The following is a 21959-nucleotide window of genomic DNA, read 5'->3' on the forward strand; positions in this document are numbered from 1 at the left end:
CAGACGGGAATGCACGCGGTGTTCGTCGGCTTGAAGCCGATACGTGAACACTGTGACGACGGCCGACCGGTCGACGACCACCTCCCGGCCGGGCCGCCCGGCGTCTCGCCGGGCGGCCCCCGCCATCGTGGCGCTCGCGCTCGGGAGCTTCGCGATCGGCACGAACGAGTTCGTGTCCATGGGCCTGCTGCCCGAGATCACCCGTGGCGTCGGCGTGGACATCCCGACCGGCGGGCACCTCATCTCCGCCTACGCCCTGGGCGTGGTGATCGGCGCGCCGGTCATCGCCGCGCTGGGCACCCGGCTGCCGCGGCGCCGGCTCGCGCTCGGGCTCATGGTCGCGTTCCTGCTCGGGAACGCGCTGACCGCGCTGGCGCCGAACTACGGCACGCTGCTGCTGGCCCGGCTGGTCGTCGGGCTGCCGCACGGTGCCTACTTCGGGGTGGCCTCGCTCATCGCCGCCTCCCTGGTCCCGCCCGCGGTGCGCGGGCGCGCCGTGAGCTCGGTGATGCTCGGCCTGGCCGTCGCGAACGTCGCCGGGGTGCCCGCCGCGACCTGGCTCGGCCAGCATCTGGGCTGGCGCGCGGGCTACTGGTCGGTGGTGGTGATCGCCGCGCTCACCGTACTCTCCGTCCTGCTCCTCGTGCCGCCGACGCCGGCGTCATCGGGCGCCGGGGTCCGTACGGAGCTGGCGGCGCTGCGCCGGCCCCAGGTCCTGCTGACCCTGCTCGTCGGTGTGGTGGGCTTCGGTGGAATGTTCGCCATGTACAGCTACATCGCGCCGACCGTCACCGAGGTGGCGGGCGCGGGTTCGGGCTTCGTGCCGGTCGTGCTGCTGGTCTTCGGACTCGGCGGCGTCGGGGGGACCGCGCTCGGCGGCCGGCTGGCCGACCGGGCCCTGTTCCCCTCGCTGGCCGGCGCCGGAGCCGCGATGGGCGCGGCGCTGGCGCTGATGCTGGTCGCCGCCCACTCCGCGGCGTCCCTCGTCCTGGCCGTCTTCGCCGTCGCCACGGCGGGGTCGGTGCTGGTCGTGTGCCTGCAGATGCGGCTCATGGAGGTGGCCGGCGACGCCCAGATGCTGGGCGCCGCGCTCAACCACTCGTCGCTCAACCTGGCCAACGCGCTGGGCGCCTGGCTCGGCGGCCTGGTCATCGCGGCGGGGGAGGGCTACACCGCGCCGAGCCTGGTCGGCGCCGGCCTGTCCGTACTGGGCCTCGCCGCCCTGGGCGTGAGCGCGACGCTCCGCCGGCGGGAGCGGCGTACGGCCGCCGCCTGAACCGGCGGCGGCCGCCTCACCACCGGACGGGAAGCTCCTGGATCACGTTGCCGATCTTGTGCGCCTCGAACCTGATGGCCTCCGGGGGTACCGCCAGGCGCAGGTCCGGGCGCCGGTCCAGCAGCGTGGTGAGCGCGACCCTGAGGATCTCCTTGGCGAGGCCGGCGCCGGGGCAGATATGGCGTCCGCCACCGAAGCCGATCATGCGTACGCTCGGCCGGTCGAAGCGCAGGCGGGTGGGATCGGGGTACACCTCCGGGTCGTGCAGCCCGGCGATCCAGGCCAGGAGCACCGCCTGGCCCGCGGCCACCGTGCCGGAGGGCAGTTCGACCTTCCCCGTCGCGACGCGCAGCGCCGCCACATTGCCCTCGTACGCCAGCCGCAGCAGCTCGTCCACGGCCGCCGGCACGGACTCCGGACGCTCTCGCAGCTGCGTCCACCCGGCCCGGCGGTCGAGCAGCAGCTGGAGGACCATCCGGGCCAGGGCCGTCGACACGGCCTCGACGCCCGCCGAGACCAGCAACTTCACGACGCTGACCAGCTCCGCGTCGGTCAGGCCCGCGGCCGGGGAGGCCAGCTCGTCGAGCACGCTGTCCCCCGGATCGTCCCTCACGCGGGTGACGAGCGCGGCGACATAGCCGGTGAAGTCCTCCACCTCCCGGTCGCGCTCCTCGGAGGTCAGCGAGATCACCTGCGCGTACGCCGCCGCCCAGGCGTGGATCCGGGCGGCATCGCGGTCGGGGATGCGCAGCAGCCGGCAGACGACGAGCAGCGGCAGCGGAGACGTGTACGCGGCGACCAGGTCGGCCGGTCCGGCGGTGTCCGGGGCGGAGTCCAGCAGGGCGCCCGCGATCGAGCCGACGAACTCCGAGGTCGACGCGACCCGGGACGGGCCCAGCGCCCTCGTCACCGTACGGTGCACCTTGGCGTGCGTGTCCGTGCCCTGGTTGATCAGGAGATCCGGCGCGTACAGGAAGTCCGGTGAGTTCCCGCGTGGAACCTGCGGCCGGGCGTGGTTGCGGGACATCAGCGGGCTGGCGGTCGCGGCGGCGATGTCCCGGTGGCGGACCAGCAGGATCGCCTCACCGCCGGTGCGCATGGCCACCTTGCCGAACGGGCACCCGGACCGGCGCTCGGCGTACTCCGGCGGCGGTTCCATCACCGGGCCGGGCGGGAACGGGAAAAGGGGCAGGTCGTCCACGGTCGGTCTCCCGTCAGTGCGGTGAACGGAACGCCTCGGCGACACGGCGCAGGTCGCCGAGGCCGGCGATCGTCTCGGCCGGGGCCACGCCGAAGTCGATCAGGCAGGCCACCTCGTCGACGCCGCACGCGGCGACCCGGTCGAGGAACGCGGTGCACGTGCCGACCGACCCGAACAGCCCGCGTTCGCGGTAGTAGCGCTCGGCCGCGCGGCCGACGAGGAAGTCCACTTCGTCAGGGTCGGGCTCGGCCGTCCCCAGCTCGTGGTCGGGACCGAGGGTGGCGGTCATCAGCGAGAGCGACTGCCGCAGGTAGGCGGACAGCGGGCCGAGGACAGTGTCGCGTACGTCCGCGTCGTCCGTGCCGGCGAAGGTGTGCAGCATCAGCGTCACCGTGCCGCCGTCGCCTCGCGCCGTACGGTAGGCGGTGATCTTGGCGGTCAGCTCGTCGAGGTCCTGGTTGAACAGGTGCGTGAGGACGTTCGCCCGCATCCGCCCGGCCATCTCGAAGGTGGTCACGTCACCGGCGCTGGTGATCCAGATCGGCGGCTCCGCCTGTACGGGACGTGGGTAGACCTCCAGTTTCACCGGGTTCCCGAGGCCGTCCAGGCGTTCGATCGCGCCGCCTCGCCACAGGGTGCGTACCTGCTCCAGCCGCTCGGTGAGCTCGGCCCGGCGGTTCTCGTAGCCGCCGGGGGCCAGCGCGAAGTCCACGGCATGCCACCCGGAGGCGAACGCGAGGCCCACCCTGCCGCCGGACAGGTTGTCCACCACCGCCCATTCCTCCGCCACGCGGATCGGGTCCTGCAACGGCAGCACGACGCTGCCCGCGCGGATCGCGACGTTCCGGGTGATCGTGGCGATCGCGGCGCCGGTCACGGCCGGATTGGGATACGGCCCCCCGAAGGGGTGGAAGTGGCGCTCCGGCGTCCACACGGCGCTGAAACCGTTGCGGTCCGCGAACTTCGCGCCCTCGACCAGCAGCTCGTACGCGTCCGCGGTGCTCCCGGCGTCGGCCGCGAAGTAGAACAGGCTCATCTCCATGACGGGGTTCCCTCCTCGGCGCCCGTGCCGGTGAGCAGGCCGGTGAGCTCCCGCCCGAACTCCCGTACGGTCGTCTCGCCGACGCGTTCCGGCGCGAACCGCAGCGCGACGACGGGTACGTCGCCGTCCACGACGTGCAGGTGCAGCAGGTTGTGCGCCCAGCCGTTGAACATCGACAGGTCGGCGTCCAGGCCGCTCGGCCGCGCCCTGCGGTAGCTGACGGACACCGGCGCCGACGCGCCGGCCGGGCGGACGCCGCCGGCCACGGCGCCGAGCGGCACCGAGCGGACCTGGTAGAGCTCCCGCAGCGCGGCCCGCACGGCGCGCACGTGCTCGCTCGCCCGCCGGTTCGCCGCGGTGATCATCGGCAGCTCGTTGACGTGCATGCCCACGCGGTCGGCGTCCGCGGGCGACCGGGTCGACAGGGCGACCGCGACCGGCACCTCCTCGTTGCCGTGCCGCGTGAGCAGAAGTGTCAGCATCGCGAACAGCAGCTCGAACCGCGTGACGCCTTGGCTCCGCGCGTGTTCGTCCCATCGCCGCGACTCCGCCGGCGAGAGCCGCAGGACCACCTGCGCTCCGGGCGCCGTCGCCCGCGCGTCAGAGGTCACGGGCCCCAGCCGTACGCGGCCGGAACGCCACGGACGCGTCGCCCAGTACGCCCGCGCCCGCTCGTACGGAGGCTCCGGCGGCCGCGGGGGCGGCAGGACGGGCGGGTTCTCGCCGGCGTAGAGAAGCCGCAGGTCACGAGCCAGGACATCCTTGGACATGCCGTCGAAGACCAGGTGGTGGGCGACCACCAGCAGCCTGACGCGCTCGCCGGTGACGAGGGTCGTCATCCGGCACAGCGGTCCGGCCTCGACGTCGAACGGCCGCCGTACCTCCTGGGAGATCCGCTCGGGCAGCGCCGTCTCGTCGAGGAGTTCGGTCGCCGTCTCGGCCTCCGCCGGTACGAACCGCAGCGCGTCGCCACGGAGCACGCACGCGCCGGCGAGCACGGGATGCCGGCCGAACAGGGCGCGGCACGCCGCGCTCAGCCGGTCCAGGTCGCACGCCCGTGGGAGGTCGACCGTCATCGGCAGGTGGTACGACGCGCCGGCCCCGCCGAGCTGCTCGTTCAGCCAGATGCCCGTGTGCCACGGCCCGGCCCTCATCCGGTGCGCCCGGCCTGGTCGTCGACCCAGCGGACCTGGTCGGCGAACAACGGCCGCTCGAAGATCACCGAGACCGGCATCCGCACGCCGAAGGCCTCGGTGGTCAGCCGGCTGAGGTGCAGCGCGCGCAGCGAGTCACCGCCCAGGTCGAGGAACCCGTCGTCCGGACGGGCGCCGCGGATCCCGAGCACCGTCTGCCAGAGCCCCGCGAGGACGACCTCGGTCCGTGCGGCCGGCGGTGCGCGTCCCTCGTCGGGGAACAGCGGCAGCAGGTCGCCCTTGACCATCTTGCCGGAGTCGTTGCGCGGCAGCCGGTCCAGCCGGGCCCAGCGGGTCGGGATCTCGTGGGCGCCGAGACGCGCGGCGAGGGCCGCGCGCAGGTCGGCCGGCATCGTCGCCGAGCGGGTCACGACGGCGGCGGCGACCGCCCGCCCCAGGTCCGGATGCGGCACACCGAGCACCGCCGCCTCGATCACGTCCGGGTGTTCGTGGAGCGCGGCCTCGACCTCCAGGGTCGAGACGGTGAGACCGCCGCTCTCGATCAGGTCCGGCTCGCGGTCGACCAGGTACAGCAGCCCGTCGTCGAGGAGGCCCAGGTCGCCCATCCGGACCCAGCCGTCCTCGAAGACCCCCGCCGCCGGCCGGTCGACGTAGGAGCGGGGGACCGGCGACCGCAACCAGACCCGTCCCACGGCACCGGACGGAAGGGGCGTACCGGCCTCGTCGGTGATCCTCACCGGCGTCCCCGCCACAGCGCGCCCCACCGCCGCGGGACGAGCCGGATCGAAGACCATGCTCGTACGGGCCGGCGCCGACTCCGTGGACGAGTAGGTGTTGACGATGACCGCGCCGGGCAGCGCCTCGGCGAGCTCCAGCGCGACGGCGGGGGGCAGGGCGGCGCCCGTCGACCCGAACATCTGGACCGAGGACAGGTCATGCCGGTCGGGAATCCGCTCGGCCAGCAACGCGATGGCCATCGCCGGGACGGCGAACACCGTGCCGACGCGATACGCCGAGATCAGCGCACCGAACCCCTCGGGGTCGAACCGCCCGGCCACGAGGCCGACCGCGTCGGTGGCCAGTGTCGCCGCCAGCGTCGTCTGACCGGCGTTTCCGCAGATCGGGAAGGCGTGCAGGAAGTGCCGCGAATGCGCCAGGCTGCGCCGGCCGTCGGCCAGGTACGCCGCGGGCTCGTACGCGAGGTTCGCGTGGGTGGCGCCGACTCCCCGGGAGCGGCCCGTCGTGCCCGAGGTGTAGAGGATCTGGGCGAGGTCCTCCGGCCGCGCCAAATTCGGTGCGCCCCGGCCGGCGGCCAGCTCGCCGAGGCCCACGGCCGGCCGTCCCCGGTCCTCGCCTCCGATGACGAGGCTCACCGAGGCGCCCGCCATGACGTCGCGGAGCTGCCCGGACGCCCACCGGGGTGACAGCGGTACCGCGACCGCGCCGGCCCGGAGCACCCCGAAGAACGCCACCGCGTAGTCCAGCCAGTCGTGGTCTCCGAACAGCAGGCCGACGCGGTCGCCGCGACCGGTGCCGCGGTCGCGCAGACCGCCCGCGACCGCGGCGGCGCGACCCTGCCACGCGCCGTAGGTGAGGACCGTGCCGTCCGGCCGGGCGAGGGCGGCCCGCTCCGGCTCCGCCGCCCGCAACTCCAGCAGGTCCGGGAGGGTCGGCCGGGGAGCGGTGCTCATACGCGGCGGTCCAGCTCTGCCGCGATCTTCGCGATGGTGCCCTCGTCCAGGACGGATTTGAGCTCCAGCCGGTGCCCGAGCGTCGTACGGACACGGGCCACGAACTGTGCCACCAGGAGCGAATGTCCGCCCAGATCGAGAATGTGATCATGGATGCCGACGCGTCGTACGCCGAGCAGCTCCGCGACGATGGCCGCGAGCGCGTGTTCGGTGGGAGTGCGGGTCTCGTCCGCCGTTCCGGCGGCCGACTGGGCCAGCCGGCCGCGGTCCACCTTGCCGTTGGCGGTCAGCGGCAGCTCCTCGACCAGCACCACGGTGTCCGGCACCCAGTCCTCGGCCATCGTCCTCGCCGCCGCGGTCAGGATCGCCGTACCGGTCAGGCCGTCCGTCTCGGGCACGACGTAGGCCACCAGGACACGGTCATCGGTCTTCGGTGAGATGACCGCGGCCTCGCGAACGCCCGGAACCTCCCGGAGCGCCCGCTCGACGCCGACCGGCTGGAGCCGTACACCGCGTACCTTGACCTCGTCGTCCAGCCGGCCGAGGAACTCCACCTCACCGTCGGACCCGATCCGGCCGCGGTCGCCGGTGCGGAACAGGACTCCGCCGGCGGTCTCCGGATCGGGCACGAACCGCTCGGCGGTCCGCACCGGGTCACCGAGATATCCGCGGGCCGTCCCGGCCCCGCCGATCTGGATCTCGTCGCCGTCGCCGATGACCACGCGGACCCCGGTCACCGGCCGCCCGATCGCGACGGCCGGCCGGGCCGAGGTGACCAGGTGCAACGTGCTGCAGACGGTGGCCTCGGTCGGCCCGTACCCGTTGAAGAACCGGTGCGCCGGAGCCCAGCGCGCCGCCGTCTCCGGCAGGCAGACGTCGCCGGCGCTCACCAGGACGTCGAGATCGGGCAGAGCGCCTTCCGGCAGCGTACGGACGACCGCCGCGGGCAGGACCGCGTGGGTGATCCGCTGCCTTCTCATCAGGTCCGCGAGCGCCTCACCGGCGGTGGCGTCGCGATCGACGATGTCCAGCCGCGCCCCGTGCGCGAGGGCGAGGACCAGCTCGAAGACGATCCCGTCGAAGGTGGGGCGGGAGTACTGCAGGACCCGTGAGCCGTCCGGGAGCGCGCCCCAGGCCTCGCGCTGGACGGCGGCGAGGTTGTCGACGCCGCGGTGCTCGACCATCACCAGCCGGGGCTCACCGGTCGACCCGGACGTGGCCGCGACGTAGGCGAGGTCCGCGGGAGCGGGCGTGAGCAGCGGTTCGCCGCTCTCGTCGTCGCCCTCGGCGAGGTCGAGCCGCACCGTGTCCGGGAGCGTGTCCAGCGGCGATCCGGACAGGCATACGGTCACCCCCGCTCGCCGGGCCAGCCGCCGCGACCAGGCCGGCGGATCGCCCGGGTCGAGGGGCAGGAACGCGGCGCCGGCCTTCCAGACCCCGAGCACCGCCGCGACGAAGGCGACGCCACGGCCGGCGAGGATCGCGACCGGGCCGGCGGGAGCCTGCCGCCTGAGGCGCCGGGCGATGGAGTCGGAGCGCCGGTCGAGCTCGCCGTACGTCACCGGCCGTCCTGCCGCGAAGACGGCCGGCCGGTCCGGGTCCCGCGCGCCATAGGCACGAACCGCCTGAACCAGCGGCGGTCCGCAGTCGTCACCGACCATGATTCCCCCCGATGAGAGGTCTCGCGCTCTTTTCTCACACCTTCGGGACGGACCCGTGGGAGACACGACGGGGGTTCATTGTTCTAGGCCGCCTCGCCGCGTTCTAGAAGATCGGCGCCGGATGCTTGAAAGGCGGGGTCACCGATCGCCGGCATGGCCGGGGCCGGAAGGCGGAAAGGCGATCAGCCGCTTCGGCCCGGCGGGCTCGCGTCCGGCCTGTCCTCTTCGGAGGCGCCGTACGGGTGGGCGGCCTCGGCGGTGCCGTAGATGCTGCGCAGCCAGATCGTCGCCAGGGCTTCGGCCCGGTGCCGGTCACCGGCGGTGTCATCCGGGCTGAGGTCCTCGAGCACACGGTCGCTGAGCTGAAGGAGGACCGTGGCCAGGGTGCGGCCGGGGGGACCGGCGGGGGCGCGTCCGGCGGCGCGCTCGGTGTCGATGTGCTGGGCCACCGGCGCGACGAAGGACTCCACGGACTGTTCCCACATCTCGCGGATGGCGCCGCTGTGCCGGCGGGCCTCCAGCGACGCGCGGTAGAGGTAATGGTGCTCGCGCATCGTCGCGATGAGGTCGGCGACCATTCGCTCGATCCGGCCCGACGGGGGCAGCGACTCGTCCGCGAGGTGGCCGGCCGCGGCGATGCCCGCCAGGTAGATGTCGACGCCGAGCGCCGCCACGCAGGCGGCCTTGTTCTGGAAGTAGAAGTAGAACGCCGACCGGGTGACGCCGGCCCGGGCCGAGATGTCCGCGATCGTGATGGACTCCAGGTCGGTCTCGCGCAGCAGCTCGTCCAGGGCTCCCAGCAAGGCCTCCCGGCGCTGGTCACCCTGGCCGGCCGGCCGCCGGTCCACGATCCCCGTGCGCTCGCCCTCGGTCCTGGAGGTGCGGCGGGGAGAGGGCTCCGACCCTCCGATCACGATGTGCGGTGCGTCCATGAGGCCTTCATCGTCTCACGGGAATCCGCGTCGACGACCGGCGTGCGGACCGCCCCACCGAATCCGAATCCGGGCCTGGACAGCCGATGCCGCAGGCTCTATAAAGACATTTGACACGTGTCAACGATATTCGACACGCGTCAAAACTGGGTCATGGGAAACGGAGCCGAACGTGACCGACCTGCAGATCCGGAAGATCGACTTTGGTTTCGACGAGACGATCCCGTTCCAGTGGCTGCCGAGTCACCCCAAATTCGGGCTCATCGCGAACGCCATCAGCATCATGGCGATCGGGTTCGAGAAGTTCATCGTCATCAACACCCGGGCCGCGATCCCGCTGATCGAGGACCCGGCCGTGGTCGACGAGGCGGAGGCGTTCCTGCGGCAGGAGGCACAGCACGCCAAGAACCACCGCAAGCACGTGGCGGCGCTGATCGGGCGGTATCCGGGGCTGAAGGAGACCCTCGACGAGGCGATCGGCGCGTTCGACCATCTGGTGGAGACCCGGTCGCTGGAGTTCCGGCTGGCCTACACGGCCGACCTCGAATCCACGTTCACCCCCGTCTTCAAGGTGATGCTCGACCACGAGGACGTGCTCTTCCGCCCCGGTGACGAACGGGTGGCCTCGCTGTTCCTCTGGCACTTCGTCGAGGAGGTCGAGCACCGCAGTTCGGCGCTCGTCGTCTGCGACGCCGTCGTGAAGAACCGGTACTACCGCACCCGCGTCGCCCGTACGGTCTTCCGCCACATCATGCGGGTCTACCGGAACATCCTCGCCGGGTTCGAGAAGCACGTTCCAGAGGCCGACCGCCGGGCGCGGTATCGCGACGTCTCTCCCGACGGCGTGCGCCGCGAGGAGGTGCTGGCCCGGCTGCCCCTGCGGTCCTCCTGGCGGACCCGGCTCGGCATGTTCCCGCCGTCCCCGTTCGCCCCGGCCTCCAACCGGGAGATGCTCGTCATGGCCTACCGCCTGATGCTCTCCCAGACCCCGCACCATCGACCGGAACGCGAGCCGCTGCCGCGCTTCGCCGACGGCTGGTTCGCGCGGTACGACGCCGGATACGACGTCACGCGCTTCTACACGGGGCTCCCGGTGCCGCGATGAGCCCGTGCACGCCGGACTTCACGCGGGTCGCCCACACCCTCGGCGGGATCGACTGCGCGCACGCGCCGGCCTTCGTCCACCTGCGGTGGCCCACCTCGCTGACGAACGGCACGATGCCGGTGATCGAGTCGGTCACGGTGATCGGCGCGGTCGTCGCGCTGGTGCACGCGGTGCTGTGGTGGCGCCGCCGGCGGGACCCGGTGAACCTCGGGCTGTGGTGCGCCACCGTCGTCTATGTCCTGCTTCTCGAACCACCGCTGTACTTCCCCGAGAAGTTCGGCCTGCAGGACCGGGTCGGCCTGATCTTCGTGCACAACGAGTTCTCGGTGCAGTTCCTGTACGACCGGTTGCCGCTGTACATCGCCGCCTTCTACCCGGCGCTGACCTACCCCGCCTACGTGCTCGTGCAGCGCACCGGACTGCTGGACCGGCGTTCGCCCGTGGCGGGCGCGGCCTGTGTGGCCGTCGTGTTCCAGTGCTTCTACGAGGTCTTCGACCAGCTCGGCCCGCAGCTGCGGTGGTGGGCGTGGGATCCGCGCGCACCGTCGAACTCGCCGTCTCTGGCGTCGGTCCCGCTCAGCAGCGTGGTGATCTTCGCGGCCGCGTCCCCGTTCGGGATGGCGCTGCTGACCCGGCTGCTCCTCGCGCGCCGTGCCGCGCGCGGGCCGATCCCGCCGCTGTCGGCGGTGCTGCGGGTGATCGGCGTCGGCGCGCTCACGCCGGTCGCGATGGTCGTGTGCGCGCTGCCGTTCAGCGTGCTGTCGCAGTGGCCCGGCCGGTTCGCGACGGGGCGCGCCGTGTCGCTGTGGGCGGTGCTCGCGGTGTTCGTCCTCGTGGCCGTCCTGACCGTACGCCGGGACCTCCTGGACCGTACGCCACGAGCGCCGGAACCGGCCGGCGGCTTCCTCGGCCACTACGCCGCCGTCGCCGTGGGGGTGTTCCTGCTGGTGATGGTCGTTCTCTGGTCGGTGGCACTGCCCGACTTCCTGGCCGCCGCGGACGGGCGGACCTCGTCCGGCGCACCGACCGGCAGCCTTCCCTACACGGTGGCGTGCGCGCTCGCCGGCGCGGGCGTTCTCGTCCTGACCTGGCGCCACCGGCGTACGGGCGCGGTCGCCCGGCTCACCGAAGCGGGAAGGTGATCGTCGTGCCTCCTGCGCCCGAGGTGTCCTACAGCCCGTACGACTACGCGATGCACGAGGACCCCTATCCCACCTACCGGCTGCTGCGCGAGCACGCGCCGCTGTACCGCAACGACGAACTGGACTTCTGGGCCGTCTCGCGGCACGCCGACGTGGCCGGCGCGTTCCGCGACCAGGAGCGGTTCTCCAGCGGCAACGGGGTCTCGCTCGACCCGAGCGCGTGGGGTCCGACGGCGTACCGGGTGATGTCGTTCCTCGCCCTGGACCCGCCGGCGCACACCCGGATGCGGACCCTGGTCGCGAAGGGGTTCACCCCGCGGAGGGTGCGCGAGCTGGAGGACGGCATCCTCCGGCTGACCAGGCGCCATCTCGACCCGGCGCTGGCCGGGGGAGAGTTCGACGTGATCTCCGACTTCGCCGGGAAGCTTCCGATGGACGTCATCTCCGAGATGATGGGCGTGCCCGAGGCCGACCGCGACGAGGTCCGTCGGCTCGCCGACCTCGTCGTGCACCGCGAGGAAGGACTCAACGACGTCCCGCCCGTCGGCATGGAGGCCTCGCTCACCCTGGTCGGCTACTACCGCGACCTGGTCGCCGAACGGCGCCGCCGAGCGGGCGACGACCTCACCTCCGCGTTGCTGGCCGTGCGGGAGGGCGACCACCGGCTCACCGAACAAGAGATCATCGCCTTCCTCTTCCTCATGATGGTGGCCGGCAACGAGACCACGACCAAACTGCTGGCCAACGCGCTCTACTGGGGACGGCGCAACCCCGCACAGCTGGCCAAGCCGTTCGCCGACCCCGGCCGGGTGACCCCGTGGATCGAGGAGACGCTGAGGTATGACACCTCCAGCCAGACGCTCGCCCGTACGGTCACCAGGGACACCTCGCTCCACGGCCGGACGATCCGCGCGGGGGAACGCGTCCTGCTGCTGGTCGGCTCGGCCAACCGCGACCCCCGGACCTTCCCCGACCCGGACGTCTACGACCTGGACCGGGACACCACGTCGCTGATCAGTTTCGGCGCCGGCCGGCACTACTGCCTGGGCGCCAACCTGGCCCGGCTGGAGGCCCGCCTGGCCCTCACCGAGTTCGTGACACGGGTCCGCTCGTACGACGTCGACGAGGACAACGCCGTCCGCGTCCACTCGGTCAACGTCCGGGGCTTCGCCGCCCTGCCCATCTCCGTCTCCCTTCGAGGAGGAGCCTCATGACCGGATCCGTGACGTACGGCTTCGTCGGCCTGGGCCAGATGGGCGGGCTGATGGCCGCGCACCTGGCCGGCGGTGACCTCGTGGTCTACGACACCCGGCCGGAGGCGATGGCGCCGCTGCTCGCCAAGGGAGCCCGCCCGGCCGCCGGCCTGGCCGAGATCGCCGCCACCGAACTGATCTCCGTCATGGTCCGCGACGACGACCAGGTGAACGAGGTCGCCGAGGCGCTGCTCCCGCGAGCGAGGCCCGGCACCGTGCTGGCGATCCACTCGACGATCCGCGAGGAGACCGCGGTGGCCCTGGCCGCCCGGGCGGAGCGGTACGGCGTCGAAGTGGTGGACGCCCCGGTGAGCGGCAGTTTCATCGGCGCCGAGGCCGGTACCCTGGCGGTCATGGTCGGCGGCACCGCCGAGGCCTTCGCCCGGGTGCGGGAGCCGTTCGGCGCCTGGGCCGGGCTCGTGCTGCACATGGGCCCGGTCGGGACCGGCACCAGGACCAAGCTGGCCCGCAACCTGCTGCACTTCGTCGCCTTCACCGCCGCCGCCGAGGCCCAGCGGCTGGCCGAGGCGGGCGGCGTCTCGCTGAGCAAGCTGGCCCGCGTCGTCCGGCACTCCGACGCCATCACCGGCGGCCCCGGCTCCATCATGATCCGCCGCACCACGGCGCCGCTCGCGGCCGGCGACCCGTTGCGGGAGATCATGCGCCACGTACGGGAGCTCGGTGAGAAGGACCTGAACCTCGCGCTGGAACTGGCCGGCCGCCTGAACGTCGACACCCCGCTGGCACGCCGGGCGCTGGAGGACCTCCCCGCGAGCCTCGGCCTCACCGAGGAGGGCACCCGATGACGGAAGAACGCCGGCGACGCGGCCTGGAGATGATGCGCCAGGTGTACGGCTGGGAGGTGGCCGACGCCGAGGGCGACTTCTTCGGCATCACCGTCGACCACCTCTTCGGCGACATCTGGACCCGCCCCGGACTGTCGATACGCGACCGCCGGCTGCTGCTCCTCGGCGTCCTCGCCGGCCAGGGCCTGAACGACGTCCTCGACATCCAGCTCCCGGCCGCACTGGCCAACGAGGAGCTCTCCCCGGACGAGCTCCGCGAGATCGCCGTCTTCCTCACCCACTACATCGGCTGGCCGCTCGGATCCAAGCTCAGCGTCCAGGTCGAGGGCCTGATCGCCAAGCACACCCGCGCCTGACATCGTCAGCGGGTCAGTTCGGCGAACCACCGTGACGCCTCGGTCCAGGTGTCCCGCACGCGCAGTCCGGCCGCGCGGGCGCAGATGTCGATCGCGTCCGGGCCGACCGAGGACCAGCGGAACCACTCGCTCACCCGTCCGCCGTCGCGCAGGCGTAGCCACTCGGTGCGCGTCGTGTCGCCGAGCTCGACGATCGCCCGGCCGTCCGCGTCCAGGAGGTCGCCGACGCGCGTCAGGAGGGCCTCCGGGTCGCCGCCGATGCCGATGTTCCCGTCGGCGAGCAGTACGGTCTGCCAGCGGCCGGTGCCCGGTACGCGGTCGAACACGTCGCGCAGGAGCGCCAGGCCGCCGGCCGCGCGCGTCATCTCGACCGCGTACGGGGTGACGTCGATGCCCAGCGCGGGCAGGCCCCGCTCGGCCAGGGCGACGGTGAGCCGGCCCGGTCCCGAGCCGATGTCGAGCGTCGGGCCGGCGCAGCGGTCCAGCAGCGCGTCGTCGCCGGGCCGTCCGGTGCACCAGCCGTCCACCGGCAGACGTTCGGTCCGCCCGTCCTCGTGTTCGATCTCGGCCTGACACCGGCCCGCGAGCGCACCCTCGTACAGGCGGCCGATCACGCCGCGCCCATCGCCGCCGCGAACCGTGTACCGGGCGCCTGGGCCGCCACCCGTACGGCGTCGGCGGCCGTGTCGACGTCGACCAGGGTCTCCAGCGTCGCGACGCGGAGCCCGTCGAGGCGGCGTAGCTGGCACGCGCCGGTGTCCGGCCGTGACATCGGCACGCCGAGCAGCAGGCTCGGGTCCGGCGCGCGCAGGCCGAGCAGCCAGAAGCCGCCGTCCGCCGCCGGCCCGAAGACCGCGTCGCAGTCCTCCAGCCGCCGGGCGGCGTCCGTGAGCATCGCGGGGGTGACCTGGGGCGTGTCCATGCCGATGAGCACGGCGGGCCCGCCGGCGGCGGCGAACGCGTTCGCGAGCCGTTCGTCGAGCCCGTCCCCTTGCTGCGGCACCACCTCGAAGCCGGGCGGCAGCCACGGGCCGGGGTTCCCGGCGAGGGCGAGGATCCGGCGTCGTGCGGGTGTGCGGGCGACGGTGTCGAGCGTGTCGGCCAGCGCCGACGCGGCGATCTCGGCGGCACGCGCCGGCGTGTACGGCGGGGTGAGCCGGGTCTTGACCCGGCCGGGGACCGGCTCCTTGGCGATGACGAGCAGGGTGGGGTTCACCGGCCGGCCTCCAGCACCCGGTGCATGTCGCGCATGGCCTGGAGCGTCCCGCGGACCGTACCGGTGACCTTCGACCGGCCCGTACGCGGGTGGTACGCGACGTCGGTCTCGGCGAGCCGCCAGCCGTGGCGTACGGCGCGGAGCACCATCTCGAGCGGGTATCCCGAGCGCCGGTCGGTCAGGCCGAGGTCGAGCAGCGGCTCACGGCGCGCGGCGCGCATCGGCCCGATGTCGCGGAGCCCGAACCGCCGCGCCACGAGCGCGTTACCGACGCGGGCGTGCGGCGGCCAGGCGCCGCGCGTCACCGGGCGGCGGCGGCCGAGCGCGAGATCCGCGTCGCCGAGCAGGGCGAGCACTCTGGGCAGCTCGGCCGGGTCGAGCGACGCGTCGGCGTCCATGAAGCAGACGACGTCACTCGTGGCGGCGAGCAGCCCGGCGTGGCAGGCCGCGCCGAACCCGCGCCGCGGCTCGTGCACGACCTGGGCCCCGTGCGCGGCGGCGACGTCGGCCGACCCGTCGGCGGAGCCGTTGTCGACCACGATCGCGCGGTGGCCGTCCGGCATCCGGTCCAGGACCCAGGGCAGGGCGGCGGCCTCGTCGAGGCAGGGCAGTACGACATCGATCATGCGGCGGACGCTATGTCCCAACGGCGTCCGCCGACCCTTACAGAGTGATGACGGCGGCTCACGCCGGGTGATCGCGAGGGTGGCGAGGGTGACGCCCGGCAGGTCGCCTCCCGGACTCTTACGGATCGGTGACGGAGGAGGCCGGGCGGCCCGCCGACAGGTGTTGACCAGGCATAGGGTCGAGAGATGGAAACCGGCCGCATCCTCGTCGTGGACGACGATCCGACCGTCGCCGAGGTCGTCGCCCGCTACCTCATGCGTGACGGGTACGACGTCGACTGCGTCGCCGACGGACTCACCGCCCTGCGGATGGCCGCCGCCGTCGAGCCCGATCTCGTGGTCCTCGACCTCATGCTCCCCGGCATCGACGGGCTGGAGGTCTGCCGTCGCCTTCGTGAGCGCCGGCCCGTGCCGATCGTCATGCTGACCGCGCTGGGTGAGGAGACCGACCGTCTCGTGGGTCTGGAGATGGGGGCCGATGACTACGTCACCAAGCCGTTCAGCCCTCGTGAGCTGGCCCTTCGCGTACGGTCCGTGCTCCGCAGGGCCCGGGGCGCGCTGGCCCCCGCCGGTGAGACGATCACCGATGGCGAGCTGACCGTCGACACGGCCGCGCACGAGGTGCGGCTCGCCGGTTCCGGGATCAGCCTCACGGTGCGTGAGTTCGACCTGCTGGCCTACCTCATGCAGCATCCGCGGCAGGCCTTCACCCGTAACGACCTGCTGGAGAAGGTCTGGGGATGGGAGTTCGGCGACTCCTCGACCGTCACCGTGCACGTACGGCGGTTGCGCGAAAAGATCGAATCAGACCCCACCGTCCCCCGGCGGATCCTCACCGTGTGGGGCGTCGGCTACCGATATGAGCCCATCACATGATCCCTATGCACGCGTTCGTCGAGGTGGCCGCGTACGCCGCGGGGGCGGCCCTGCTGGCCGGCGCCGTGGGTGTCACGTTGCTGTACGCGCTGCGCGGGCGGTCGATCGCGATCCTGCTGACCGTCGTGTCGGCCGCGACGGTGCTGGCGACGGTCGCCGGCATCATCGCGATCACGCTGCGGATGTTGATCACCGACCACGACCGCTCGGTCACCCTCACCGTCACCGTCATCGCCGGCCTCGTCGGGCTCGGAGCGGCCCTGCTGCTCGGGCGCCGGCTGAGCGCGGGAACCCGCGCCCTGCTCGAATCGGTACGCCGCGCGGGCGACGGCGGAAGATACGCCCCGCCGGACCGCGCGCTGCCCGCCGAGCTGAGCGAGCTCTCCGACGAACTCGCCGTCGCCTACGACCGTCTCGAGGCGGCCCACGCACGCGAGCGGGCCCTGGAGGCCAGCCGCCGCGAGCTCGTCGCCTGGGTCAGCCACGACCTGCGGACGCCGCTGGCCGGTCTGCGCGCCATGGCCGAGGCCCTCGAGGACGAGGTCGTCACCGACGCCGGGACCGTGCACCGCTACCACTCCCAGATCCGCGCCGAGTCCGACCGGCTGGCCGCGATGGTCGATGACCTGTTCGAGCTCTCCCGCATCCATGCCGGCGCGCTCCGCCTCTCCCGTCAGCGCGTCGGCCTGAGCGAGCTCGTCTCCGAGACCGTCGCCGGCACCGAGCCGCTCGCCCGGGCCAAGGGCGTACGGCTCAGCGGCCTGGCCCACGAGCTGCTGCCCGTGGACGTCGACGCGGCCGAGTTCGGACGGGCCCTGCGCAACCTCGTGGTCAACGCGATCCGCCACACCCCGGCCGACGGCGGCGTCGAGATCGTCGCAGCCCTGGAACAGGGCATGGCCTGCGTGACCGTCTCCGACGCGTGCGGCGGAATCCCCGAACACGACCTGCCGCGCCTGTTCGACGTCGCCTTCCGCGGCGAGGCGGCCCGCACACCGGGCGGCGGCGCGGGCCTCGGCCTGGCCATCGCCCGCGGAATCGTCGAGGCCCACGAGGGCCAGATCGGCGTCTCCAACGCCGCCGGCGGCTGCCGCTTCGTCGTCCGCCTGCCCCTCAACGTCTGACCGAGGTGTGCCGTCCCGTGAGGTCGGGGGTGCGGCCGGCGGGTGGCCTGCCTTTCAGCGCGGTGTGTCCGCGGTGGTGGCTGTAGGCCTGGAGCCAGGCGGGGAAGGCTTGGCGGGCGCGGGTCCAGAACGCGGCGGCGGTCTCCTCCTCGTCGGTGAGGAATCGCTGTAAGCCAGGCGCTTGGGCGCCGCGCAGCAGGACAGCGGGACTTCGAGACGGGCGCTAAGGACGGGGGGCGGCGAACTCCCTCATGCCTTCCTCGAAGGAGATCGCCGCGCGGAAGCCCAGGCCGGCGGCGGCGCGGTCCGGCGCGGCGACGATGTGCCGGACGTCTCCGAGCCGGTAGCCGCCGGTCACGACCGGGTCGGGGCCGCCGTACGCCTTGGCCAGCGCGACCGCCATCTCCTCGATCGTGTGCGGCTCGCCGCTCGCGACGTTGTACGGCCGCAGCCCATCGGCCGCCTCCGACTCCAGCGCGAGCACGTTCGCGCGGGCGACGTCGCGCACGTGCACGAAGTCGCGCCGCTGCCCGCCGTCCTCGAAGACCCGGGGCGCCTCTCCGCGTTCGAGGGACGACCGGAAGATCGCGGCCACGCCCGCGTACGGCGTGTCGCGCGGCATCCTCGGCCCGTACACGTTGTGGTAGCGCAGGGCGACCACCGAACCGCCCACCGCCCGCGCCCACGACGCCGCGAGATGCTCCTGTCCCAGCTTGGTGTCGGCGTAGGCGTTGCGCGGGTCCATGGCCGCGTCCTCGCCGACCGTGCCGGGCGCGAGGGGAGCGGCGCACGCCGGGCAGCGCGGCTCGAAGCGCCCGGCGGCCAGGTCGGCCTCGGACCGCGGCCCCGGCCGTACGCGGCCGTGCTCGCGGCAGTCGTACGCGCCCTCGCCGTAGACCACCATCGAGGAGGCCAGGACGAGCCGGCCGACACCGGCGCGGGCCATCGCGGCGAGCAGGACGGCGGTGCCCAGCACGTTCGACGACGCGTACTCGGGCAGGTCCGAGACGTCCACCCCCAGCCCGACCTTGGCGGCCTGGTGGCAGACGGCGTCCACGCCCGTCAGGCACCGCGCGAGGGCGGCCTCGTCGCGCACGTCCCCCCCGGACCGTAGGTCGAACTCGCTTACGTGGTGGCCGCGCCCGCGCAGGGCCTCGACGACGTGGGAGCCGATGAAGCCGGCGGAGCCGGTGACGAGTACGCGCATGCTCTGGAGCAAAGCCGATGTCCCGCGCGCTTTCGGCCTCCGGCCGCCACCCGTAGCACTTTCGTAAGGGCCGATGACGGAGCCCTTACGGATCTCCTTCCGGGACCGTCGGTGAGCGCGGGGAAACCTACGGTGAGTCGCATGAGATATGGCTACCCGGCGAAGCTGTGGCGCGCCCTGGAACGGCGCCGTCCACCCGGCCTCGATCGGCTCCCCGCGTGGCGGAGCCCGCTGCGGGGCCCGTGGCTGACCTCGGTGTTCGGCCTGGTCCTCCTGGTGGCCCTGCCCGTGATGATCGTCACCGGGCTGCTGTCGTACGCCGCGTACGCGCCGCGGTTCGGCCAGGCGTTCCCCGCCCACGTCGGCCTGCTGCGGTTGCCGTTCTTCGACTGGCCGACCCGGCCCGTGTGGCTGTACCGGCTGAACCAGGGCGTGCACGTCATGCTGGGGCTGGTCCTGGTGCCGGTGGTGCTGGCGAAGCTGTGGTCGGTGGTGCCCAAGCTGTTCGCCTGGCCACCGGCCCGGTCGATCGCCGAGGTCGTCGAGCGGCTGTCGCTGCTGCTGCTGGTCGGCGGCGTCCTGTTCGAGATCGTCACCGGTGTTCTCAACATCCAGTACGACTACCTGTTCGGGTTCAGCTTCTACACCGCGCACTTCTACGGCGCGTGGGTGTTCCTCGGCGCGTTCGCCGTGCACGCCACGATCAAGTTCCCGCACCTGGTCCGCGCGCTGCGCTCCCGGTCGTTCCGCGAGGAGCTGCGGACCTCCCGCGCCGGCACGCGGCCCGAACCCCTCGACGACGGAGGACTGGTCGCCGTCGACCCCGCCCCGGCGACGCTCAGCCGCCGGGGCGCCCTGACCCTCGTGGGCGGCGGGAGCGTCCTCGTCGCCGTCCTCACCGTGGGAGAGACCCTCGGCGGGGTCGCTCGCCGGGCGGCGCTGCTGGCGCCCCGGGGCGGTTACCGCGACACGGCGGCGAACTTCCCGGTCAACCGCACCGCGGTCTCGGCGTCGATCAGGCCCGCCGACGTCGGCGAGGGCTGGCGCCTGGTGCTGGTCGCCGGGGGGCGCACGGTCCAGCTCGACCGGGCGCGGCTGCTGGCCATGCCGCAGCACACCGCCCGGCTGCCGATCGCCTGCGTCGAGGGCTGGTCGACCGTGCAGACCTGGAGCGGCGTACGGCTGCGCGACCTCGCGGCGCTCGCCGGCGTGCCGCACCCGTCGTCGGCGCACGTGCGCTCGCTGGAGCGCGGCGGAGCGTTCAGCCAGGCCGTGCTCCAGGCCAACCAGGTCGCCGACCCCGACGCGCTCCTGGCCCTGCGGGTGAACGGCGCCGACCTGCCGGCCGACCACGGCTACCCCGCGCGCGTCATCGTGCCCGCGCTGCCGGGCGTGCACAACACCAAATGGGTGCGGTCCATCGAGTTCGGGAGCGCCTGAGATGCGCGGCACGCTCAGGAGCGTCAGGGACTTCTACGGCGCCGGCCCGCTGCACCTGCTGGCCCTGATCGGCTGCTTCGCGCTGGCCGGCTACGCGGCGCTGCGGACCCTCGCGAACCCGTCCTGGCCGGTGATGCTCGCCTGGTTCGGCGGCGCCGTCATCGGTCACGACCTGGTCGCCTTCCCGCTGTACGCGCTGGCCGACCGTTCGCTCACCCGGGCGCTGCGGGCGCTGTGGCCCCGGCGTACGGCGACGCCGCCGGCCGGACAGGTCACGGTGCCGGTGGTGAACCACATCCGCGTGCCCGCTCTGGGGGCCGGGCTGCTGTTCCTGCTCTTCTTCCCCGGCATCGTCCGGCAGGGCGCGGCGACCTACACGTACGCCACCGGGCGCACCCAGCAGCCCTACCTCGGCCGCTGGCTGATCCTGGTCGCCGCGATGTTCGCCGTCAGCGCCGTCGTCTACGCCGTACGGACCGGCCATGCCCGTCACCACGCCTCGAAGACCGCACGGGGGGAGTGGGCGGCGGTCGCGGCGTGGGCGCTGCTGATCGCCGGGGTCTTCGCCTGGGGGTACGTGCTGCGGCGGGCCGGGCGTTCGCCGGAAGACGCGCTGCCGCCGCTGCACGCGACGGCCCGGCTGCTGACCTGGCAGCTCCTGCCGGCGATCGGCACGGCCGCGCTGCTCGTCGTTCTCCTCCCCGTCCTCGCCCGCGGGCTGCGGTGGAGGCCGCTGGCGGCGGCAGGATGGGTGGCCGCAGCCGGATGGGCGGTGGCACTGGCCGTCTCCGAAGGCGCGGCGGGTCTCACCGGGCCGATCACGACCCCCGGTGAGTACTACGGCGGCCTGAGCGCGATGGGCGGCCATCCGCTGCGGTGGCTCGCCACCTTCACCGAGCAGGCGCAGCGGTATCCGATCCACGTGAAGGGACACCCGCCCGGCCCGATGCTGATCCTCTGGGCGCTGGACGCGTCCGGCCTCCACGGGCCGGGCTGGGCCGCCGCGGTGATCATCGCGGTCGGCGGCTCGGCCTCGGTGGCCGTCGCGATCACCGTACGGGCCCTGGCCGGCGAGGAGCTCGCCCGCCGGGCGCTGCCGTTCCTCGTCCTCACGCCGATGGCCGTGTGGATCGCGACCAGCATGGACGCCCTGTTCATGGGAGCCGGAGCCTGGGCGACCGCGCTGCTCACCCTGGCCGCCACCGCGCCGGACCCGCGGCGGGGGAGATGCCTGGCCGGCGCCGTCGCGGCCGGGCTGCTGTTCGGGTCGCTGCCCTACCTCAGCTACGGCCTGCTCCCGCTGTTCGCGGTGCCGCTGGCCGTGCTCATCGTGGCCCGGCCGGGGGCGCGGGTGGTGGCCGCGACGCTCGCCGCGATGACCGTCGTGCCGTTGGCGTTCACCCTCGCGGGTTTCTGGTGGCCCGACGGCGTGGCCGCCACGCACCTGGCCTACCTGACCACGGGCGGATCGAGCCGCCGGCCGTACCTGTTCTTCCTCATCGGCGACTTCGCGGTGCTCGGCCTGCTCACCGGCCCGGCGGTGGCCGCCGGCGTCCCGGCGCTGGCCCGCGCCCTGCGCCGCGGCGTCGGCCGCTCCCTCCCCGAGACCGAGCGCGTCCGCGCCGTCGTCGCCCTGCTCGCCGCCGCCGCGCTGCTCGGCACGATCGTCCTCGACCTGGCCGGCCTCACCCGGGGCGAGGTGGAACGGATCTGGGTGCCGTACGCGGCCTGGCTGACCGCCGCCACGGCACTGCGGCCCGCGCCCGGACGGCGATGGCTCGCCGCCCAGGCCGTGACCGCGATCGTCGTACAGGCCCTCGTCCACTCACCGTGGTGACGGATCCACGCGCG

Annotated in this window: 20 protein-coding genes; 10 read left to right on the forward strand and 10 right to left on the reverse strand. The window is 73.4% G+C overall.

Annotation, left to right across the window (positions count from 1 at the left end; genetic code table 11):
* The first annotated feature begins 43 nt into the window (after nucleotides 1-43).
* Nucleotides 44-1276, forward strand: coding sequence for an MFS transporter (locus QWU11_RS38830; RefSeq protein WP_290119545.1), 1233 nt, complete (start codon nucleotides 44-46; stop codon nucleotides 1274-1276).
* Nucleotides 1277-1292: 16 nt separating this feature from the next.
* Here the strand turns inward: QWU11_RS38830 and QWU11_RS38835 are convergent, their stop codons facing one another.
* The 6 genes from QWU11_RS38835 to QWU11_RS38860 form a co-directional block, all read right to left on the reverse strand.
* Nucleotides 1293-2477, reverse strand: coding sequence for a cytochrome P450 (locus tag QWU11_RS38835; protein WP_290119546.1), 1185 nt, complete (start codon nucleotides 2475-2477; stop codon nucleotides 1293-1295).
* A gap of 13 nt (nucleotides 2478-2490) precedes the next feature.
* Nucleotides 2491-3519 carry a MupA/Atu3671 family FMN-dependent luciferase-like monooxygenase gene (locus tag QWU11_RS38840; RefSeq protein WP_290119547.1) on the reverse strand — a complete coding sequence of 343 codons (1029 nt, stop codon included), beginning with the start codon at nucleotides 3517-3519 and terminating at the stop codon, nucleotides 2491-2493.
* Entirely contained in the window at nucleotides 3510-4673 is a 1164-nt protein-coding gene (locus QWU11_RS38845) for a condensation domain-containing protein (RefSeq protein ID WP_290119548.1), read from the reverse strand. The genes QWU11_RS38840 and QWU11_RS38845 overlap by 10 nt, the downstream gene beginning before the upstream one ends.
* Complete coding sequence (locus QWU11_RS38850; protein WP_290119549.1) at nucleotides 4670-6364, reverse strand: non-ribosomal peptide synthetase; 1695 nt, start codon at nucleotides 6362-6364, stop codon at nucleotides 4670-4672. Before QWU11_RS38850 ends, QWU11_RS38845 begins: the two co-directional genes overlap by 4 nt.
* A complete protein-coding gene (locus QWU11_RS38855) occupies nucleotides 6361-8025 on the reverse strand; it encodes a non-ribosomal peptide synthetase (protein WP_290119550.1) in 1665 nt (554 codons plus the stop codon). The genes QWU11_RS38850 and QWU11_RS38855 overlap by 4 nt, the downstream gene beginning before the upstream one ends.
* Before the next feature lie 182 nt (nucleotides 8026-8207).
* On the reverse strand, nucleotides 8208-8957 hold the full coding sequence (locus QWU11_RS38860) for a TetR/AcrR family transcriptional regulator (RefSeq protein WP_290119551.1): 750 nt from the start codon (nucleotides 8955-8957) through the stop codon (nucleotides 8208-8210).
* A 172-nt stretch (nucleotides 8958-9129) separates the two neighbouring features.
* Here QWU11_RS38860 and QWU11_RS38865 point away from each other — a divergent pair, with 172 nt between their 5' ends.
* The 5 genes from QWU11_RS38865 to QWU11_RS38885 are packed head-to-tail and all read left to right on the forward strand — an operon-like array spanning nucleotide 9130 to nucleotide 13619.
* A complete protein-coding gene (locus QWU11_RS38865) occupies nucleotides 9130-10062 on the forward strand; it encodes a metal-dependent hydrolase (RefSeq protein ID WP_290119552.1) in 933 nt (310 codons plus the stop codon).
* Nucleotides 10059-11204 (forward strand): hypothetical protein, encoded by a 1146-nt coding sequence (locus tag QWU11_RS38870; protein WP_290119553.1) that lies wholly within the window; start codon nucleotides 10059-10061, stop codon nucleotides 11202-11204. The genes QWU11_RS38865 and QWU11_RS38870 overlap by 4 nt, the downstream gene beginning before the upstream one ends.
* A gap of 5 nt (nucleotides 11205-11209) precedes the next feature.
* Nucleotides 11210-12418 (forward strand): cytochrome P450, encoded by a 1209-nt coding sequence (locus QWU11_RS38875; protein ID WP_290119554.1) that lies wholly within the window; start codon nucleotides 11210-11212, stop codon nucleotides 12416-12418.
* Complete coding sequence (locus tag QWU11_RS38880; RefSeq protein ID WP_290119555.1) at nucleotides 12415-13263, forward strand: NAD(P)-dependent oxidoreductase; 849 nt, start codon at nucleotides 12415-12417, stop codon at nucleotides 13261-13263. The genes QWU11_RS38875 and QWU11_RS38880 overlap by 4 nt, the downstream gene beginning before the upstream one ends.
* The gene (locus QWU11_RS38885) at nucleotides 13260-13619 is read left to right on the forward strand and encodes a carboxymuconolactone decarboxylase family protein (protein WP_290119556.1); all 360 of its coding nucleotides are present in this window, start codon (nucleotides 13260-13262) and stop codon (nucleotides 13617-13619) included. Before QWU11_RS38880 ends, QWU11_RS38885 begins: the two co-directional genes overlap by 4 nt.
* 5 nt (nucleotides 13620-13624) lie before the next feature.
* Here the strand turns inward: QWU11_RS38885 and QWU11_RS38890 are convergent, their stop codons facing one another.
* The 3 genes from QWU11_RS38890 to QWU11_RS38900 are packed head-to-tail and all read right to left on the reverse strand — an operon-like array spanning nucleotide 13625 to nucleotide 15461.
* Nucleotides 13625-14233, reverse strand: a complete 609-nt coding sequence (locus QWU11_RS38890) for an SAM-dependent methyltransferase (RefSeq protein ID WP_290119557.1) — start codon at nucleotides 14231-14233, stop codon at nucleotides 13625-13627.
* Complete coding sequence (locus tag QWU11_RS38895) at nucleotides 14230-14835, reverse strand: TIGR04282 family arsenosugar biosynthesis glycosyltransferase (protein WP_290119558.1); 606 nt, start codon at nucleotides 14833-14835, stop codon at nucleotides 14230-14232. Before QWU11_RS38895 ends, QWU11_RS38890 begins: the two co-directional genes overlap by 4 nt.
* The gene (locus QWU11_RS38900; protein ID WP_290119559.1) at nucleotides 14832-15461 is read right to left on the reverse strand and encodes a glycosyltransferase family 2 protein; all 630 of its coding nucleotides are present in this window, start codon (nucleotides 15459-15461) and stop codon (nucleotides 14832-14834) included. Before QWU11_RS38900 ends, QWU11_RS38895 begins: the two co-directional genes overlap by 4 nt.
* Nucleotides 15462-15647: 186 nt before the next feature.
* On the opposite strand from QWU11_RS38900, the gene QWU11_RS38905 reads away from it, so the two are divergent.
* Both QWU11_RS38905 and QWU11_RS38910 read left to right on the forward strand, forming a co-directional pair.
* Nucleotides 15648-16337 (forward strand): response regulator transcription factor, encoded by a 690-nt coding sequence (locus QWU11_RS38905; RefSeq protein WP_290119560.1) that lies wholly within the window; start codon nucleotides 15648-15650, stop codon nucleotides 16335-16337.
* On the forward strand, nucleotides 16334-17461 hold the full coding sequence (locus tag QWU11_RS38910) for a HAMP domain-containing sensor histidine kinase (RefSeq protein WP_290119561.1): 1128 nt from the start codon (nucleotides 16334-16336) through the stop codon (nucleotides 17459-17461). Before QWU11_RS38905 ends, QWU11_RS38910 begins: the two co-directional genes overlap by 4 nt.
* A gap of 223 nt (nucleotides 17462-17684) precedes the next feature.
* Here QWU11_RS38910 and QWU11_RS38915 read toward each other — a convergent pair whose 3' ends face one another.
* Nucleotides 17685-18668 (reverse strand): NAD-dependent epimerase/dehydratase family protein, encoded by a 984-nt coding sequence (locus QWU11_RS38915; RefSeq protein ID WP_290119562.1) that lies wholly within the window; start codon nucleotides 18666-18668, stop codon nucleotides 17685-17687.
* Nucleotides 18669-18809: 141 nt separating this feature from the next.
* On the opposite strand from QWU11_RS38915, the gene QWU11_RS38920 reads away from it, so the two are divergent.
* Complete coding sequence (locus QWU11_RS38920) at nucleotides 18810-20108, forward strand: molybdopterin-dependent oxidoreductase (RefSeq protein ID WP_290119563.1); 1299 nt, start codon at nucleotides 18810-18812, stop codon at nucleotides 20106-20108.
* 1 nt (nucleotide 20109) lies between these two features.
* Nucleotides 20110-21945, forward strand: coding sequence for a hypothetical protein (locus QWU11_RS38925; RefSeq protein ID WP_290119564.1), 1836 nt, complete (start codon nucleotides 20110-20112; stop codon nucleotides 21943-21945).
* Nucleotides 21946-21959 lie beyond the last annotated feature (14 nt).

The sequence above is a fragment of the Actinomadura sp. DC4 genome, from assembly GCF_030406325.1.
Classification (GTDB): domain Bacteria; phylum Actinomycetota; class Actinomycetes; order Streptosporangiales; family Streptosporangiaceae; genus Actinoallomurus.